The organism is Lactobacillus sp. ESL0700, from assembly GCF_029392095.1.
Taxonomy (GTDB): Bacteria; Bacillota; Bacilli; order Lactobacillales; family Lactobacillaceae; genus Lactobacillus.
In genome coordinates, this window is sequence record NZ_CP113930.1 from 1,375,001 (window position 1) to 1,388,943 (window position 13,943).

The 13,943-nt window shown below is 42.0% G+C and carries 12 protein-coding genes (1 of these 12 cut by a window edge); all 12 read right to left on the minus strand.

The genetic code is table 11. From position 1 onward, the window contains the following. On the minus strand, positions 1-948 hold the 5' portion of the coding sequence (locus tag OZX63_RS06520; RefSeq protein ID WP_277142529.1) for a DEAD/DEAH box helicase. 414 nt of this gene lie to the left of the window's left edge; 948 of the gene's 1,362 nt are visible here — the first part of the coding sequence; the start codon lies at positions 946-948; its stop codon lies beyond the left edge, outside the window. Beyond that, positions 941-1,897, minus strand: coding sequence for a bifunctional oligoribonuclease/PAP phosphatase NrnA (locus tag OZX63_RS06525; RefSeq protein ID WP_277142531.1), 957 nt, complete (start codon positions 1,895-1,897; stop codon positions 941-943). Before OZX63_RS06525 ends, OZX63_RS06520 begins: the two co-directional genes overlap by 8 nt. A 54-nt stretch (positions 1,898-1,951) precedes the next feature. Continuing rightward, positions 1,952-3,088, minus strand: coding sequence for a DNA polymerase IV (gene dinB, locus OZX63_RS06530; protein ID WP_277142533.1), 1,137 nt, complete (start codon positions 3,086-3,088; stop codon positions 1,952-1,954). Then, positions 3,081-4,529 (minus strand): glucose-6-phosphate dehydrogenase, encoded by a 1,449-nt coding sequence (zwf, locus tag OZX63_RS06535; RefSeq protein ID WP_277142535.1) that lies wholly within the window; start codon positions 4,527-4,529, stop codon positions 3,081-3,083. Before zwf ends, dinB begins: the two co-directional genes overlap by 8 nt. A 142-nt stretch (positions 4,530-4,671) precedes the next feature. After that, positions 4,672-5,316 carry a TetR/AcrR family transcriptional regulator gene (locus tag OZX63_RS06540; protein ID WP_277142537.1) on the minus strand — a complete coding sequence of 215 codons (645 nt, stop codon included), beginning with the start codon at positions 5,314-5,316 and terminating at the stop codon, positions 4,672-4,674. 12 nt (positions 5,317-5,328) lie between these two features. Continuing rightward, entirely contained in the window at positions 5,329-6,468 is a 1,140-nt protein-coding gene (locus tag OZX63_RS06545; RefSeq protein WP_277142539.1) for an ABC transporter permease, read from the minus strand. Then, positions 6,446-7,186 (minus strand): ABC transporter ATP-binding protein, encoded by a 741-nt coding sequence (locus OZX63_RS06550; RefSeq protein ID WP_277142540.1) that lies wholly within the window; start codon positions 7,184-7,186, stop codon positions 6,446-6,448. The genes OZX63_RS06545 and OZX63_RS06550 overlap by 23 nt, the downstream gene beginning before the upstream one ends. Positions 7,187-7,335: 149 nt before the next feature. Next, positions 7,336-7,758 carry a preprotein translocase subunit YajC gene (yajC, locus tag OZX63_RS06555; RefSeq protein WP_277142543.1) on the minus strand — a complete coding sequence of 141 codons (423 nt, stop codon included), beginning with the start codon at positions 7,756-7,758 and terminating at the stop codon, positions 7,336-7,338. 68 nt (positions 7,759-7,826) lie between these two features. Then, entirely contained in the window at positions 7,827-8,840 is a 1,014-nt protein-coding gene (ruvB, locus tag OZX63_RS06560; RefSeq protein ID WP_277142545.1) for a Holliday junction branch migration DNA helicase RuvB, read from the minus strand. Positions 8,841-8,885: 45 nt separating this feature from the next. Then, complete coding sequence (gene ruvA / locus OZX63_RS06565) at positions 8,886-9,470, minus strand: Holliday junction branch migration protein RuvA (protein ID WP_277142547.1); 585 nt, start codon at positions 9,468-9,470, stop codon at positions 8,886-8,888. Positions 9,471-9,473: 3 nt separating this feature from the next. Further along, positions 9,474-11,354: a DNA mismatch repair endonuclease MutL gene (mutL, locus tag OZX63_RS06570; protein WP_277142549.1), complete on the minus strand. Its 1,881-nt coding sequence runs from the start codon at positions 11,352-11,354 to the stop codon at positions 9,474-9,476. Positions 11,355-11,356: 2 nt separating this feature from the next. Further along, the gene (gene mutS / locus OZX63_RS06575) at positions 11,357-13,930 is read right to left on the minus strand and encodes a DNA mismatch repair protein MutS (protein ID WP_277145108.1); all 2,574 of its coding nucleotides are present in this window, start codon (positions 13,928-13,930) and stop codon (positions 11,357-11,359) included. Positions 13,931-13,943: the final 13 nt, after the last annotated feature.

Here is a 13,943-nt window from a genome sequence, read left to right on the forward strand (position 1 = left end):
GACTAAACTGACACCATCAATATCGAGTCCACGTGCCGCTAAGTCGGTTGCAACAACATACTGATATTGCCCAGCTTCTACTTCGCGCAATGCACGTTTACGTTCACGTTCAGTAATTCCACCATGGATTTTAGCGACTTTTAGCCCCTGGGACTGCAAGTATTCAGTCAATTCATCGACTTTTTGCTTAGTGTTAGCAAACACAAGTGCCAAATATGGCTGACCCATCGTTAATAATTGGTACAAAATCTTTTTACGGTTTTTAGCACCAACGTCTAACAAGTCGTTCTTAATTGTTGCTGAAATTACGGTTGGATTATCAATCACAATTTGCTCAGGCTTCGCCATATATTTCCGCAAAAAGTTACTTAATTGAACCGGAATTGTCGCTGAGAATGCAGCAAATAAGAGTTCTTTAGGCATTCTTTGGGCAATAAAATCAATGTCGCTCAAAAAGCCCATGTCTAGAGTCATGTCGGCTTCATCAATAATAAAGTCCTTAACGTAATCTAAAAAGAGCAGTTTCTTTTGCACAAAATCATGCAGCCGACCTGGCGTTGCAATCACAAGCTGCGGTTTATTACTCGTAATCTTCTTTAATTGGCGTTCGCGATCTGTGCCCCCTGCCAAATGAGCAATCGAAATTTCTAATCCCGATGCATCCCGCAATTGTCTTGCAACTTGGTAAAGCTGCTCAGATAACTCGCGGCTCGGCGCGGTAATAATCGCCTGCGTATACGCCAATTCTGGGTCAATGTCATTAAATACAGGTACTAAAAAGGCGTGGGTCTTCCCCGACCCAGTAACAGCCTGAACTACAGCATTCTTGTGTTTTAACAAGACAGGAATAACTTCTTCCTGAACCTTAGTCGGCTGCGTAAAATTAATCTTGCTTAACCCAGCTTGTAATTCCGGTTTAAGTTTAGCGTCTTTAAAAATATTATTCATGTGTTTTTTGATATTCCTTAGTTACTTGTACCAATTCAGCAAAAATCTGCTTAACTTCAGCTAAATCTTGAGCATTGGCACCACTAGCTAGCGCGTGGCCACCACCATCATGCTTAGCTGCTAATTCGTTAATGACCGGACCTTTTGAGCGGTAATGCACACGGTAGGTTCCATCCGGTTTTTCGACAAAAACATTCCAGGCAATAATGTCCTTAATCCGGCCCGGTGTTGAAACCGTGCAGGAAGCTTGGTCAGAGTCCACCCCTAATTTTTCCAATGCTGCCTGCGACAAAATTGCGTATGCTGCACCACTAGGGTCAACCTTCATGTAATTGAGAACATCTGCCTGCAATTTTGCTTGCACAAAGGTAACGTCGCTAATGTTGCGGGCAATTTCAGTAATATTAATTCCCGTACTTGCAAGTTTAGCAACAACATTAAATGTATGCTCCGTTGTTTCAGGATACATAAACCGACCGGTATCGCCGACAATCCCAGCATATAATGGATACGCAACTTCTGCGGTAATCGGCATTTTTTCAGCTGCTAAAAAGTCCGCAATAATCTGTGATGCAGCTGGTGCTTGGTCATCAACGTAACTCATGTCTGCATATGGTTCAACATCTGGGTGGTGGTCAATTTTAATTAAAAAATCGCCTTGATCGTATAATTTATTTGAAATCCGGGCTGTATTGCCAGTATCGGTTGTAATAACCAATGCACCCTTGTAGTCTTCCTTAGTTACCAGGTCCATGCGATTGATCCAAGCAAGGTCGCCCTCATCATTTTCACCCGCACACAAAATCCGTTTATCAGGAAACTGCAGTTTTAATGATCGTGCAAGACCAGCTTGTGAGCCCAAGGCATCTGGGTCTGGACTAGTATGACGATGCAAAATAATTGTCGAATATTGTTCAATTTTTTGATATATTTCCGCGAAAGTGCTCATAATTACTCCTTCATCTTATTAATTGTTTATCCTTTAGTTTACCAGAAAAAGCCGTCAATCTGAAAATAAGTCTAGGCCAACATCTTCAAAATCAGCCTCTGAAAAATCCGTTGCGGTCACTCCTAACAGGCGAATGCCATCACCCAGAAAGCTATTCGCCAGCGGCTCAAATAATTCGCGCGCTGCTTGGTAAATTTCTGTTGCATTGTGCGTTGCATGCGGCAATTTTCGCCGTTTAGTGACCGTTACAAAATCATTATTGCGAATTTTTAAAACGACCGTATTAGCAAAAAAGTTACGCTCTTGCAGCTTTTCTTCCAAACTAGCGGCGTAATTGCGCAGATTAGTCAGCGCGGTCTGTTCATTATAAATGCACGGCTCATAAGTACGCTCGATTCCAATCGACTTGCGATTATGCTCATCATCAGGAACAACCCGCGAGAGATCGATACCATTAGCATGTTCGGCCATCAAATAACCCATCCGGTTAAAATGCTTAATCAGCTCCCGTACATGAATCTGCTGCAACTCGCGACCAGTATAAATCCCCATCTGGTGAAGACGTTCTTGGGTTCTTGGGCCAATACCATGAAATTTCTCGATTTTTTGCCTTGCTAAAAACTCACGTGCTTCTTCAGGCAGAATTACCGTCCGACCAAATGGCTTGGCATATTCCGACCCCATTTTAGCTAAAAACTTATTATAAGTAGCGCCAAAAGAACAATTCAGCCCTTCTTCTTCGCGAATTCGCGTTTGCAGACCAATCGCCAGTTCAACCGCTGAAGTCGAGCCCAACTTATTCTCAGTTACATCCAAATAGGCTTCATCAAGTGCAATCGACTGTACAGAATCCGTGATTTCATGCATCATTTGGTGAATTTCAGCCGAAACCGCCCGATATTTAGTAAAATCCGGGCGCAAAAAGACTAATTTGTCTGCCGGGACTAACCTGATTGCCTTAATTGACGGCATCGCCGAATGCACGCCATACTTACGCGCAACGTAATTAGCTGTTGCCACCACACCATGACCATGATTTTTCCGGGCATCTTGACCAATAACCAGCGCCTTATTTTTTAAAGTCGGATTGTCGCGCATTTCAACAGAAGCATAAAAAGCATCCATATCAACATGGATAATGCGCCGGTGGGTATCATTAACCGGCAGCAAGTCATCACTTGAGCTAGTCATAGATCCAATGTTCAGTTGCTGATTCAAAAATGTGGTCAGCAGCTTTGGGCCCCATGCGGTAAGGCAAATATTCCTCAGGCTTCTTACCCGCTTGATTGTCCTGCTCCCAAGCATCTTCAATCAAGTCAATAAATTTCCAGTAATTTTTCAATTCGCTCCAATGAGTAAAATTAGTCGAATCATTAACAAAAACATCGTGCAATAGCCGCTCATAACCGTCTGGCACCTCAGCTAATTCAGATTTAGAAAAAGTATAATCTAAGTTTTCGCGGCGAATACCACTGGTAGAAATTTTCTTACCATTAATTGTAATGAAAATTTCCATCTGCGGGTCGATGACAATTGTGATGTTGTTTGAATGAGCTTGGCCATAAGGGTTAGACATGTGCTTTAACACAATATCGATTCGGCTTTCCTTCTCCTTAAATTCCTTACCCGTTCTAAAGTAGATTGGCACCCCAGCAACAGGTCCTTTTTGGAATTTAATTTCCCCAGCTGCATAAGTTTCTGTGGTTGAATCTTCCGCAACATTAGGCTCTTGCTTATAACCAAATGTCGTGTCACTACCAAGATATTGCCCGCGGACAAAGTGCTGGTCAATCTCTGCCTTGTTAGGCATCATCAGGCTGTCAAGTAGCTCTTGCTTAGCTTGGTGGATACTCTTTGATGCCAAATCTTTAGGTTCCGGCATTGCTAGTAGCGTAATAATTTGAAAAATATGGTTCTGGACCATGTCGCGCAAGGCCCCAGAAGTTTCGTAATACCCCCCGCGAGCCTCGACACCAAGCTGTTCTGCTAAAGTAACCTGGATATTTTTAATGTTGGTACTATTCCACACATTTTTAATCAGCGGATTAGTAAACCGCAGCGGCAAAATATTCTGGACCATTTCCTTACCCAAGTAATGATCAATGCGAAAAATATCGTCTTCCGCAAAAGAAGCAGTAATCTGCTTGTTCAACTTTTCAGCAGTAGCAAGGTCACGGCCAAACGGCTTTTCAACAACTATTCTGTTAAAGCCGGTACTAGTCAAGTTCTGGTCATTGATATGCGTGGCAATCGTACCAAAGAAGCGTGGTGCCATCGCCATGTAGAAAATACGATTACCTTGAGCACTGTAGAACTCATCAAGTTCTTGCGCCAGTTTTTTAAGCGTTTGGTAATGTTCAACATTCGTTACATCATGGGATTGATAGTAAAAATGACTGGCAAAAGCTTGAACATCGTTTTCGTTAACTTCTTTATGAGTTTCATGAATTGCGTCACTAACCTGTTCACGCAGATAATCGTGCGTCCACGGCCGCCGCGCCGTGCCAATAACGGCAAAATTATCATGAATCAAACCTTGCTCGTATAAATTAAATAATGCCGGATACAATTTACGGTGAGCCAAGTCGCCGCTACCGCCAAAAATAATCATTACAACTGGAATATTGTTCATAAGGGTACCCTTTCCTAAAACTAAACTTAAGTTAATTCCATTTTATACTATTTTGTAGCCAAACATTAGTTTTAAGTCGGTCTAAGCTAGATTTTTAAAGAAAAATCACCAAAGTTTAGTTAAAAACAATGGTGATTTACGATTATTTTTGCGGTGTTAAGCCCTTAATTAAAAATTCGGTTGCCTCATCGCTGACTTGGGCCACATCAATTTTGATTTCTGGCAATAAAATTTCCGGAATCAAGTAACTGGCTATTGTACCGGCAATATAACGGATAATGCGGTCATTGGACCAATCAACAAGCTGCCCCTGCTTTTTATAATAATCAAAAACATCAATCAACTGACTATTAAACAACTTAACAAATGAGAGCTTAATCTGCTCTTGAAATTGCTGATTAGTAAATAATTCGCGGGCTAAAATTCGCACTTGCGGCAGATTATCAACCACAAATTGGAGTCTGTTTACCAAAATATGATGGATAAACGTCTTAAGACTTACTTGCTTTTCCTGTGTGATTTCCGTAAGAAAATCCGTTACGATTTGCGGAACAACTTCTTCGATAATCGGTGTAATGATTGCTGCTAAAATTGCCTCCTTGGTTTTAAATTGCTTGTAAACTGTCCCTTCAGCAACACCGGCCTTTTTAGCAATGTCACTTGTACTCGTATTTTCAAATCCTTTTTCTGAAAATAAGACTAGGCCAGCCTTTAATACTGCCTTTTGCTTGGTTGATTTAACATTATCCAAGCTCTTAAGAAATAATGTCGAAATTCGTTGATTCATGATTGCTCCTCTTTAAACCTGACGATAGCGTTTCATTGCCCAAATATTCAAACTAAAGAAGACGACTATAAAGGCCAGGATAATTAACAAATCCGGATAAATTTGCGTTAACCCGCTGCCTCTTTCAATAATTGAACTAATTGCATCGGCACCATAATATAACGGCATGAAATGACCAATAACCTGCAACCATTTTGCCATATTTGTTACCGGAATAATCCCAGAAAAGAGAATTTGAGGAATTATCACAATTGGAATAAACTGCATCATTTGAAATTCCGTCGCTGCATAAGTCGAAACTAGCAAGCCAAGACATAATGCGACTAAGGCGATTAGCGCATTAACCAGCAAGACATCCCAAATGCTGCCAAGAATTTGGATTTTAAAAGCATAACTGCTATAAAGCACAATCATAATTGTTTGCAGCAATGAAAAGAAACCATAGCCACAAAGATAGCCGATGATAATTTCACTTCGTTTAACGGGGGTGGCTAACAAGCGCTTCAGGGTCCCAGTTGTTCGCTCACGTAGCAGGGCAATTCCAGAAATCAAGAACACAAAGAAAAAGACAATGAAAACGATCATAATTGGCAACAGACTGGTGAAAAAGTTGGAGTTGTGATCGCCATAAAGGTAACGCGTTGTTACAGTATACTTCTTTAACTGGTGTGCTTTTTTAGCTGACGCTTTCGGTGCTTTATTTAGCATTGCCACAATTTGCTCTAGCTGAATGATTGCTTGCTGCTGTTTTTTAATTATTTTAACAGCAGCCTGACTCTTTAATTTGATTTGTGCTTTTTGCAGGCTTTGCTTGATCAGCAGCCTTTTACTCTGATTATCATTTCGCAAAGTCAGAGTTAATTTCTGACCTCGCTGTGTAATCACGCCATCAACATTATTTTTATCGAGAACTTTTGTGGCTGGCAGATTATCAGCAAAATGATGAATTTTAACATGTTTACTTGCAATCGCCTTAGTCAAAGTTGCGTCCACATTTTGAACACCCAAGGTTGCCGTTGTCGTGCTATTTGATTGGAATAAAAAATAAAGTAGCGTCAAAATCAAAAGTGGACCGACAAACATTAAGAGTAACGTTCGTTTGTCGTGCAACATTTCTTTGAAAATTCGTTTAATTAATGCTCTGATTCTCATCTTCTTTTTGCCCCGCTTTCAAAAATACTTCTTCAATATTCTTTACCTGATAACTGTCCACCAATTCTTTTGGCCGGCCCTTAGCAATTACTTTGCCGTCGCGAATCATCAACAGCTGGTCCGCTTCTTCAGCGTCGGCCATCACGTGCGTCGTTAAGATAATTGTTTTGCCCTTCTGCGCTAAACGATGCAGTTCTTGCCAAATCTGGCGACGCAATTCTGGGTCGATGCCAATCGTGGGTTCATCCAAAATTAAAATTTGCGGATTAGAAATCAAAGCAATTGCTAGCGAAAGGCGGCGCTTCATCCCACCAGAATAGTTAACAACGCGCTTATCAAGATCGCCCGCCAGTTTAACAATGCCCACTACATAGTCAATCTGTTTGCTAAATTCCTTTTTACTTAATCCTTGCATACTAGCGAAAAAAGCAAGATTTTCGTAAGCTGTCAAATTTTCATAGAGTGCATCGGATTGGGCCATAAAACCAATCTTTCCTAAAACTTTCCGATTAGGCATTAAAGTTTTCAAAACCTCAACGCTGCCCTGTTGCGGTTTAAGTGTGCCCATAATCGAATTAATTAAAGTCGTTTTGCCAGAGCCACTTGGTCCAATTATTGCCAGAATTTCGCCGCTATTAATTTGAAGATTAATATCAGTTAGGACTGTTGTCTTGCCATAGCCTTGTTTTAAATTGTTAATTTTAATTGTCGTTGTCAATCTGATCCCAGCTTTCTTTTATAAAAAAGTGAGTGCTCACTCATTAAAAGATAGCATCATTTTACAAAAAGTCAAGTTAGTCAAAATGTATTATTTAGTAAAAAAAGAAGCTCATCGCAGATTGCAATGGGCTTCTTTAATTTTAATTTTTATTCTTCAGTTGAGTTATCGTCTGAGTTTGGCGTTACTTCATCAGGCTTATCAGCAGGTTCTGCTGGTTTTTCTTCCTTTGCAGGTTCACTTTCAGCTGGTTTTACTTCAGCAACTTCAGACTTGGCAGCTGGCAAAATTTGTTGAACAGCCATGCGACTAAAAGTAAGGTAAATCCCATCAGCGTCAACAACAACTGTCTTGTCCTTAGCATCAACAGAATCAATCTTAGCGTGCAACCCGTCAATTAAAATAACGTTGTCGCCCTTCTTCAATTGGTTCATCATTTCCATTTTCTTTTGTTGCTGCTTCTTTTGCGGCTTAATCATTGTAAAGTACATGAAAGCAATCAAAACAATAAAAATAATGATCATCATGTAGTTGCTACTACCACCAGCTGCAGCTAAAAATAGAGTATTCACTTTTACACCTCATCAATTTCATAAATATATTAACTTCTTAATTATACATAATTTTACAGCGGTTTGCACTACTCATTGGGAATTGGTAAGCCCAATTGCGCATAGGCCTTTTCTGTGACCATGCGACCTCGCGGCGTCATTAAAATAAAGCCGCGTTGCAATAGGTATGGTTCGTAAAGCGATTCGATAGTTTCAACATCTTCACCACTATTAGCTGCTAGAGTGCGCACACCCACAGGGCCGCCGTGATAATTTTCAATCATTACCCGTAAAATCTTGCGGTCAGTCTGGTCCAGTCCCTCACCGTCAACCTGTAATTGCTTGAGCGAACTGGCGGTTGTTGCAAAGGAAATAACCTTTTCACCCTTCACTTCCGCAAAATCACGCACGCGCCGCAGTAATCTATTGGCCACTCGCGGCGTACCACGCGACCTTCTGGCTAATTCGTGAGCTGCTTCTGGTGCAATTTCAATGTTAAAAACATTGCTTGAGCGCTGAATAATTTGTTCCAATTCATCAACTTGATAGTATTGCAAATGCTCGACAATCCCGAACCGGTCACGTAAAGGCGCGGACAATTGCCCTGCTAAAGTAGTCGCCCCAACTAAAGTAAACGGCGGCAGCGGCACATGAACCGCATGAGTTGTTTGCCCTTCACCAATCACAATATCGATATAGTAATCTTCCATTGCGGAATAAAGCACTTCTTCAATCGGCTTAGCCAAACGATGAATTTCATCAATGAATAGGACATCCCCCGGATTAAGGTCAGTCAATAATGCTACCAAGTCGCCCGCTTTTTCGATCGCTGGCCCACTAGTACTCTTTAAATTCACACCTAGTTCATTTGCAATCACAAATGCCAAAGTTGTTTTACCTAAGCCCGGTGGTCCGTAGAGCAAAACGTGGTCAAGCGCCTCATCACGCTGCTTAGCGGCCTTGATGTAAACTGCCAATTCCTTTTTTACTCGATTTTGCCCCAAATAATCAGCCAAACGCTGTGGTCTTAATGAAAATTCAGTCTGTTCTTCACTTGGTCCCTGACTTTCGCCAGAAACAATTGAGTCATCATTATCTGTCACCAGTTTCACTTCCTTTGAACACGTTACTCCTTATTATAGCAAGATTTACTTCTTTAAGAGAAGGGCCAGTCCCTTTTTAATATATTGATCGGCAGTCGTCGCATCTTCTTTTGCCAATTTTGGCGCTACCCGGTCAACTTCCTTTTGCGTATAGCCAAGTGCCAATAATGCTAACAAGGCATCATTAAGTTCTGGCGTAATTTCTTGATCGGCAATCTGATCAACGCGCTGAACAAAGTCTCCCAGCTTCCCCTTCAGGTCGAGCACAATCTGCGACGCAGTCTTTTTACCAACACCCGGGAAACGAGTTAGGTACTTAACTTCGCCCTGCTCAATGGCTTCGGCTAAGGAATTACTATCTTCAGCCGCCATAATTGCCAAGGCAGACTTGGGTCCAATGCCACTGACACTAAGCAGTTTTAAAAATAACCCCTTATCTTCTTCGCTTTGAAAACCATATAGAGTAACACCAGTATCACGAACAATTTGCTCGATATAAACTTTTGCCTGCTCGTCCTGATGATACGCAAATGGAGTGGGACTAAAAACTTTATAACCCACGCCATTAACATCCAGCACTACATAGTTTGGCATGATTTTGGTAATGATGCCATTTAAATACTCATACATTAATTATTTATCCTTTTTAAACATTTTATTCAATTCACTCTGTCGCAAACGCACCAGCACTAGGTTGCCGCGAGCATCGTGATAAGGGTCAGCAGTCTGCCGTAATTTAGTCAAAAGCTCACTGGCTTCCGCATTTGTTAACTTGGTCCTGCCCGTAATTTCTTGATCAGCCTGCCGCGCCGCAATTCGCTTGACCAAATTCGCAGTATCAGTCTGGTCAACATTCAAAAAGCTATCCAAAATTGCCCGAATTGCCAGTTCAGGATCGCCCTTAATCCACATTGGATAAGACCGCAAAATAAAAGTGTCGCTGCCAAACTCTTCCAAGAATAAGCCAATCTGATTAATTGCCGCCAGATTATCCTTAATTTGAAGAAAATCCAAATTGCCAAAAGAAAGTGTCAATGGCGTCAATAAGCCCTGCTGGGTGATTTTTTGTTTCAAAATCGCTTGCTCAATCGCAATAAACTGCAGTAATCGTCTTGCGGCAACTTGGTCAACTAAGTATAAATCTTCACCACTTGCGGCTACCAAGTAAGTTCTTGTCTGGCCAACCAAGGTTAATTCCGGCAAATTATTAGCGAGAACTTCATCCCCAGTCGACACAACTGCCGAATTACTTGAGCTATTCACAAATGGAGTCAACTGCTTTTGGCGGATAACATTGTCGTGCCAAGTTTTCGTAATCACGTAGCGATCATCATCACGCGGAACTGTTAAATCGACATATTGCGTGTGCTTGGGTGTTGTAATCTTGGGAGCAGAGCTTTCATGAACCTCATTAGCCGGAACAACCCGCTTGGTATCAACAACATTTTTATTCAAATTAAACTTGAGCTGGTCTACCAAGGTCTCTTGCTTAGCCGTTGTTAAATTAGCCAGTCCATCACTATGATTATTTAGCGACAACAATGTGCTGCTAATCGCATTCGTAATCAGGCGGCTGACCTCACGCTCCTTAGACAAACGCACTTCCTGCTTTGTTGGGTGAACATTGACATCGACTAGCAGCGGGTCAACCTCAACCTTAACAATTGCAATTGGATAATGTTTACTAGCTAAATGCGTGCCGTAGCCATCCATTACAGCAGCTGATAACTGATAATTCCTGATGTAACGCCCATTTAACAAAATTGAAATAAAATTACGTGTCGATCGCGTTAATTCGGGTTTTGACATTAAGCCAGTAACCGTAAAGTCACTATTGCTGCTCTCAAAAGGCAGCATTTTTTCAGCAATATGGCGGCCATAGACACTGGAGACCGTCTGCTGCAAGTTGCCATTGCCGGCAGTTCTTAATAAAACGCGCCCTTCATTTGCCAATGTTAAAGCTAAATCAGGGTAGCCCAGAGCAATCCGGTTCACAATGTCGACAATTTTCATGATTTCGGTGCGGGGACTGCGTAAATACTTTAAGCGGGCTGGCGTGTTATAAAACAGGTCTTTGACCGTGATCTGCGTGCCTTTTTTAGCCGCCGCATCTTCCTGCAAGGTTTTGACGCCGCCAGTAAATTCGGCTCGCGTTCCTGCAGTTTCATTAACGTTAGTTAAAATTTCTACATGACTAACTGCCGCAATCGAAGCTAGAGCCTCGCCGCGAAAGCCCAGAGTTCCCACATTAAACAGGTCACGCTCGTTAGTAATCTTGCTCGTTGCGTGCCGGGTAAAAGCAAGGTCAATTTGATCGCTGGCAATTCCCGAACCGTTATCTTGAACGACGATTTCTTTTAGACCCGCATCAATAAAATCAATTCGAATTCGGCTGCTGCCAGCATCAATCGCGTTTTCCACTAATTCCTTAACCACACTTGCTGGCCGCTCAATTACTTCCCCAGCCGCAATTTGGTTAGTTAAGTTTACTGACAATTCATGAATTTGCGCCATGATTATTGCTCATCCTTCAAGTCTTCCTGCCAATTTGCAACCAGCTGCATTACCTCAAGCGGCGTTTTATCCGCCAAGTAAAGATTCGAAATTTCATCAAGAATGTCTTTTTCCTTACCTGTAACTTCATCTTCTACTGGTTCTTCAAGTTGCTCATCAGTAGTGACTTCATTAGTGCTAAATAAATCCAGTTGAGTAGCCGCTGGTCCCAAATTGCTGCCTTGAGCTTCAAGTCGCTTCAATAATTTGGTTGCTTCGCGCAAAACTTTACGCGGCAATCCCGCCAATTGTGCTACGTGAATACCATAACTTTGGTCAGCTGGTCCCGGTAAAATTTTATGTAAGAAAATCAACTTACCATTTTCTTCGGTTGCACCAACATGAATGTTCTTAAGGTGTGGCAACTTCTGCTCCATCGCTGTTAATTCATGGAAGTGCGTCGCAAATAAGACTTTGGCGCCAACTTCATCATGCAAATACTGCACAATTGCACCGGCCAAAGCCATACCATCATAAGTCGCAGTGCCACGGCCAATTTCATCAAATAATACCAGACTGCGCTTCGTTGCTGACTGCAATGCGGCATTGGCTTCTGTCATTTCTACCATAAAGGTACTTTGCCCTGAAATCAGGTCATCAGCGGCCCCAATTCTGGTAAAGATTTGATCAAAAATTGGCAAATCAGCACTGTCTGCCGGAACAAAGGAACCGACTTGCGCCATCACTGCAATAAGCGCCATTTGCCGCATGTAGGTACTTTTACCGGACATGTTAGGACCAGTAATTAGGAAAATATTGGTATCTTCATCGAGTTTAACATCGTTAGGGATGTAAGCTCCTGCCTTCATTACCTTCTCAACTACAGGGTGGCGTCCTGCTACCACCTTGACATCTTGATTAGCGGAGTGAAAAGCTGGCCGGCAATAATTGTTTTCTTCTGCAACTTGAGCAAACGAACAAAAGACATCAAGACTGGCTAATTGTGCGGCTAATTTTTGCAAAGCAGCGATATACTTCTTGACTTCATCACGCAATTTAACAAACAAATCATATTCCAAATCCGTTGACTTGGTCTGTGCTTCTAAGATTAAATTCTCGTGCTCCTTTAACTCCGGCGTGATATAACGCTCGGCATTAGTTAACGTCTGCTTGCGAGTGTAACGCTCAGTTGGCACCTTATTCTTGTTAGAATTAGTCACCTGAATGTAGTAGCCAAAAACCTTGTTGTAACCGACTTTGAGGTTATCAATTCCCGTCTTTTGGCGTTCAGAAACTTCCATTTCTGCCAACCACTTTTTACCGTTATTCATTGCGTCACGATAACGGTCAAGCTGGCTATCAACTCCCGGCCGAATTAGTCCACCATCAGTAGTAACAACCGGTGGTTGGTCAACAATTGTTGATGTAATTAATTCCGCTACGCCTTTTAACGGATCAATCTTAGCGGCAAAATTTTGTAAACCCGAACTATCTGCATCTTGCAATGCCGTTAAAATTGTCGGTACAGCCTGCAGAGAATGAGCTAGTTGTAATAATTCACGGGCATTAACATTCCCAAAGGCAATTCGTCCCGTCAAACGTTCCAAATCATAGACACCCTTGAGTGCATCAATGATATTTTCCCGCGTAAAATATCCGTCAAGTAAGGCTTGAACCATTTCTTGGCGCGCAGTTAACTTTTCAATTGATAATAAAGGTCGTGCTAACCATTGCTTGAGCAAACGACCACCCATTGCTGTGTGCGTCTTATCAAGAACCCAGAACAAGGAACCCATCTTTTTGCCAGTTTTAGCAGAAGCTGTTAACTCCAAGTTGTTCTGCACTGTGTGCGACATTTGCAAATATTGGCTGACTTCATAACTTTGAGCAACTTGCAAGTGGGCCAAGCTGCGCTTTTGCGTGGTTAATAAGTAACCTACTAGTTGTTGCACAGCCGCTTTTTCGACATGATTAGTCAAATTTTGTTCAACAAAGGAAACTTCCGCATGCTTTTCGGTCAGTTCAACTGGTGCCGAAACTGTAATGTTAGCTTTATTAAAAAATTCGCTGTCGTCATTACTTAAATGACCATTATAGACGACCTCACGCGTGCGCAATGACAGCAACTCATTAGCCACTGCCGCGAACGTCTTTAAATGGGTCGCAAAAATTTCACCCGTTGACAAATCGCTATAAGCTAGGCCAAAACCGCTCTTGGTTGTCACCACCGACGTTAAATAATTGGCATCCTTGGCTTCGCTAGGTTTGTCATTCATTCGCGTGCCTGGCGTTACTAATTGGATAATCCCACGCTTAACCATTCCCTTGGCGTCTTTCGGATTTTCCAGTTGCTCACATAAGGCAACCTTGTAACCCTTCTCCACCAAAGTGTCAACGTAAGAATCAACGGCAACGTGGGGCACACCTGCCATTGGAATTGGATTTTCACTTTTATTTGACCGGTGAGTTAAGGTTAATTCCAGAATTTGTGCACCCTTAACCGCATCATCTTCGAATAATTCATAAAAATCACCGACGCGATAAAAAAGGAAGGCATCGGGATATTGCTTTTTAATTTCGTAATATTGCTCCATCATCGGAGTTGTACTT

Bases quoted from the DNA above. Each gene is read 5' to 3' on its own strand.
- OZX63_RS06525 (WP_277142531.1), bottom strand. From the start codon at position 1,897: ATGAGCACTTTCGCGGAAATATATCAAAAAATTGAACAATATTCGACA.
- dinB (WP_277142533.1), bottom strand. From the start codon at position 3,088: ATGACTAGCTCAAGTGATGACTTGCTGCCGGTTAATGATACCCACCGG.
- zwf (WP_277142535.1), bottom strand. From the start codon at position 4,529: ATGAACAATATTCCAGTTGTAATGATTATTTTTGGCGGTAGCGGCGAC.
- OZX63_RS06540 (WP_277142537.1), bottom strand. From the start codon at position 5,316: ATGAATCAACGAATTTCGACATTATTTCTTAAGAGCTTGGATAATGTT.
- OZX63_RS06545 (WP_277142539.1), bottom strand. From the start codon at position 6,468: ATGAGAATCAGAGCATTAATTAAACGAATTTTCAAAGAAATGTTGCAC.
- ruvA (WP_277142547.1), bottom strand. From the start codon at position 9,470: ATGTATGAGTATTTAAATGGCATCATTACCAAAATCATGCCAAACTAT.
- mutL (WP_277142549.1), bottom strand. From the start codon at position 11,354: ATGGCGCAAATTCATGAATTGTCAGTAAACTTAACTAACCAAATTGCG.
- mutS (WP_277145108.1), bottom strand. From the start codon at position 13,930: ATGATGGAGCAATATTACGAAATTAAAAAGCAATATCCCGATGCCTTC.